4 protein-coding genes are annotated in these 3,754 nt (G+C 74.7%); 2 read left to right on the forward strand and 2 right to left on the reverse strand.

The genetic code is table 11. From position 1 onward, the window contains the following. The first annotated feature begins 168 nt into the window (after positions 1-168). Positions 169-624 (forward strand): MaoC family dehydratase, encoded by a 456-nt coding sequence (locus ABZ641_RS29020; protein ID WP_344625494.1) that lies wholly within the window; start codon positions 169-171, stop codon positions 622-624. A 343-nt stretch (positions 625-967) separates the two neighbouring features. After that, positions 968-2,158 (forward strand): MBL fold metallo-hydrolase, encoded by a 1,191-nt coding sequence (locus tag ABZ641_RS29025; protein ID WP_344625499.1) that lies wholly within the window; start codon positions 968-970, stop codon positions 2,156-2,158. Here the strand turns inward: ABZ641_RS29025 and ABZ641_RS29030 are convergent. Then, complete coding sequence (locus ABZ641_RS29030) at positions 2,148-3,104, reverse strand: DUF389 domain-containing protein (protein WP_344625495.1); 957 nt, start codon at positions 3,102-3,104, stop codon at positions 2,148-2,150. The two genes, ABZ641_RS29025 and ABZ641_RS29030, sit on opposite strands and share 11 nt — an antisense overlap. Positions 3,105-3,201: 97 nt before the next feature. Then, positions 3,202-3,582, reverse strand: a complete 381-nt coding sequence (locus tag ABZ641_RS29035; protein ID WP_344625496.1) for a hypothetical protein — start codon at positions 3,580-3,582, stop codon at positions 3,202-3,204. Between the last annotated feature and the right edge of the window lie 172 nt (positions 3,583-3,754).

The following is a 3,754-nucleotide window of genomic DNA, read 5'->3' on the forward strand; positions in this document are numbered from 1 at the left end:
GCGCTGACCCCGGAGCTGGTGGGCGGGCGGCGGCTGCGCGCGGTCGGTGCCACCGCCGCGGCGCGCCCGGCCCCCGCTGACAAGTGACCGGTCGGTAGGCATACTCTCCGACTGTCCCCGCCGGACGCAGCCGTGGGGACCGGAGCCCGACCCCACCTGGAGCGCACCTTGACGACCTTCGCCTCGCTGGCCGACCTGAAAGCCGCGGTCGGCACCGAGCTCGGCACGAGTGAGTGGCACACCATCGGCCAGGAGCAGGTGAACCTGTTCGCCGAGGCCACCGGCGACCACCAGTGGATCCACGTCGACCCGGCGCGCGCCAAGGAGAGCCCGTTCGGCGGGACGATCGCGCACGGCTACCTCACGCTGTCGCTGATCCCGGTGCTGGCGAAGGAGTGCTACGGCGTCGAGGGCATCAAGATGGCGCTCAACTACGGCTCGGAGAAGGTCCGCTTCCCGTCGCCGGTGCCGGTCGGCACGGCGGTGCGGGCCACCGCCGAGCTGCTCTCCGCCGACGAGGTCCCCGGCGGGGTGCAGGCGCTGGTGCGGTTCACCATCACCAGTGAGGGCAGCCCCAAGCCGCACTGCGTCGCCGAGACGATCACCCGCTTCTACGCGGCCTGATCCTCCGCACCCGGACGGCCCCGCCGGGCGGCGGGGCCGTCCCGGCGTGTCCGGGGCCCGGCCGGCGGGTCCGCCGAACGGCTCGCCCGATCATGTTTCGGCCGGGCCCGCACGGGCCAGGAGGGGTAGTGTCCGGTTTCGACGGTCGTCGTACGGCAGCGGAGCCCCAGCGGCCCCACCCGTACGCGTCCGGCCTGCCGGCTTTCGCGACCGCGGACGCCGGACGGCCACCGCCGTACGGATGTCCCGACGTGGAGGTGCCGTGCCCAGCTCCGTCCCCTGGATCTCCCGCGCAGCCGCCCTCGCCGCACAGTTCGGCACCTCGTTCACCGACGGCGGAGGCATCGGACGACTGCCGCGCCGCACCTGGCACCGGATCCGGACGGACGCCTTCGGGGCCGATCCGACGGGCGAGCGGCTGGAGCGCGTCCGGCGTTCGCCGCAGTTCCGCGACGGGGCCTTCCAGAACCCCGTCCCGACCAGGCGGCTCGTCGACGGCGCGTCGCCTCTGTCGGTCAGCCGGGCCCAGCTCACCGGCGATCGGGCCCGCCGGCTGCCGGCCGCCCCCGTCCCGCTGCACCTGCTGCGCCCGATCGACCTGGCCGCGCCGCCCGTCTCCGGGCTGCGGCTGACCTGGCTCTGCCACGCCACCGTGCTCGCCGAGCTGGACGGCCGCCGGGTGCTGTTCGACCCGGTCTGGGGTGAGCGCTGCTCGCCGTTCTCCTGGACGGGCCCCAAGCGGCTCCACCCGATGCCGATCGGCCTCGCCGAACTCGGCCCGGTGGACGTGGTGGTGGTCTCGCACGACCACTACGACCACCTCGACATGCCGACGATCAAGGCGCTGGACGCGAGCGGCGCGGTGTTCGCCGTCCCGCTCGGGGTGGGTGCGCACCTGGAGCACTGGGGCGTGCCGCCGGAGCGGATCGTGGAGCTCGACTGGTGGGAGTCGGCCGAGGTGGCGGGGCTGACCCTGACCGCCACGCCGGCCCGGCACTACTGCAGCCGCGGGCCGCGCACCCACCCGTACGCGCTCTGGGCGTCCTGGGTGGTGGCCGGCTCCGAGCACCGGCTGTTCCACAGCGGGGACACCGGCTACTTCCCCGGCTTCGCCGATATCGGCGGCCGGCTCGGACCGTTCGACGCGACGATGGTGCAGATCGGCGCGTACAGCGACTTCTGGCCCGAGGTGCACATGACGCCCGAGGAAGGCGTGCGGGCGCACCTGGACCTGGACGGCGGGCTGATGCTGCCGATCCACTGGTGCACCTTCAACCTGGCGCCGCACCCGTGGGAGGAGCCGGCCGAGCGGACGGTGACGGCGGCGCAGGCGCTGGGCGTGCGGTTCGCCGTGCCGCGGCCGGGTGCGCCGTTCGAGCCGGCCGACCCGCCGGCGCCGACCCTGTGGTGGCGGGCGGTCGCCCGGGTGCCCGGGGACGGCGGCCCGACCGTGCCCACGGCCCCGGCCGCTCCGGCTCCGTCCGCGTCCCGCCGCCGGGCGGCGACCGCGGACGACGACGGGATCACCGTCTGACGGCCCGGGCGGCGGCTCGGCCGCGGGCCCGCACGACCTTCCAGGCGACGTTCTGCACCACCAGGGTGGCGACGCCCGCGACGACGATCCCCAGCATGTTCAGCAGGAGCTGCACGGCCGAGCCCCGGCCCTGCGCGTAGTCGCCGTAGGCCACCGCGGCGGCGGCATTGGCGGCGGCCGGCACGGTGGTCACCGAGATGGCGACCCCGACCATCGCCCCGGCCTTCGCCGAGGTGAGCGAGAGCAGCCCGGCGACACCGGCCAGCAGCGCCACGACGAAGGAGGTGGCGTCCGGCTTCCAGATGAACGAGGTGTTCGGCCTGTTGGCCTCGAACATCTCCTTGGTGAACAGCCCCCACTGGTCCATCAGGAAGCAGAAGCCGACGGTGAGCACCATGGCCACCGCGAACCCGACGAGCAGGGCGTTGAGCGACCGCAGGGCCGGCCGCCCGCGGCGCTGGACGAGCGCCACGCACAGGCCGGCCAGCGGGCCGAACTCCGGCCCGACCGCCATCGCGCCGACGACCAGGATCGCGCTGTCCAGCACGGCCCCGCAGGCCGCGAGCATCGTGGCCACCGTGAGGAAGGCCAGATAGACGACGGTGAGGGTGGACTCCTCGTGGGTGATCTCGGAGACCGACTCCCAGACCAGGGCGTCGGCGCCCTCGCCGGGCGCCTCCTCCTCCGCCCGGTCGGCGGCGGCGGAGATCGTCAGGGCGACCTCCTCGACGTTGATCGCGCCGCGGTCCGCCAACCCGAGGGTGCGCAGCGCGCCGAGCAGTTCGTCGGCGGCCTCGCGGGCGACGTCGCAGAGCACCACGTCGCCCGCGGGTCGGACGGCCGAATCGGGCAGGAGCACCACGTGGGTGGCACCAACGCAGTCGTCGAGGGTCTGCAGGACCTGGTCGCGCAGGTCGGCGGGAACGATCAGGCGCAGATGAAGCACGGACGCTCCGGAGGTGCGGGCCGGTCGGACGGGCCCACCCTAGCCATCGCCCGTCGGGGGGCACCGCACCGGGCGTGCCGGGCCCGGCAGGTGGCGGTCAGACCGAACCGGGGCGGGCGGCGGCGTGGGCACGCATCGCGGCCTCGACCAGGGCGACGGCGGCGCGCGGGTCGGCGACCTCGACGACCAGGCGGCTGTAGCGCTCGTCGGCGAGTTCCACGACGACGGCCCCGGCCGGGTTGTGCACGTCCCAGAACACCCACTCGCCCTGGGAGCGGAAGGTCCCGGCGGTTATCACGCCGGGCAGGTGGGTGCCGCCCATCCTGATGCCCTTGGACTCGTGGACGATGCCGGGGTCGGCGGTGGCGCCGCGGACGTTCGCCAGCGGGATCTCCAGACGGCTCTTCAGCGCCCAGAGCTTGTCGAGTCCTTCGACCTCGACGATCAGGGTGTCGTCGACGACGGACAGCTGTGCCATCTGATGGCTCCTCGGGTGGGGGTGAAGCGTGCGGGGGTGAGGCGTACGGGGGTGAGGCGTACGGGGGTGAGGCGTGCGGGGACGGGTGCGGGCCTTCAGCGGGTGAGGCGGTCGGCCAGCGCCAGGACGGCGGCCGCGCCCGGACGGCCCTCGGCGGCGCGGCCGCGCAGCC

Source organism: Kitasatospora sp. NPDC007106, from assembly GCF_040634455.1.
GTDB lineage: Bacteria > Actinomycetota > Actinomycetes > Streptomycetales > Streptomycetaceae > Kitasatospora > Kitasatospora arboriphila.

Excerpts from the sequence above, each read along its gene's own strand:
- ABZ641_RS29035 (WP_344625496.1), bottom strand. The coding sequence starts at position 3,582 with ATGGCACAGCTGTCCGTCGTCGACGACACCCTGATCGTCGAGGTCGAA.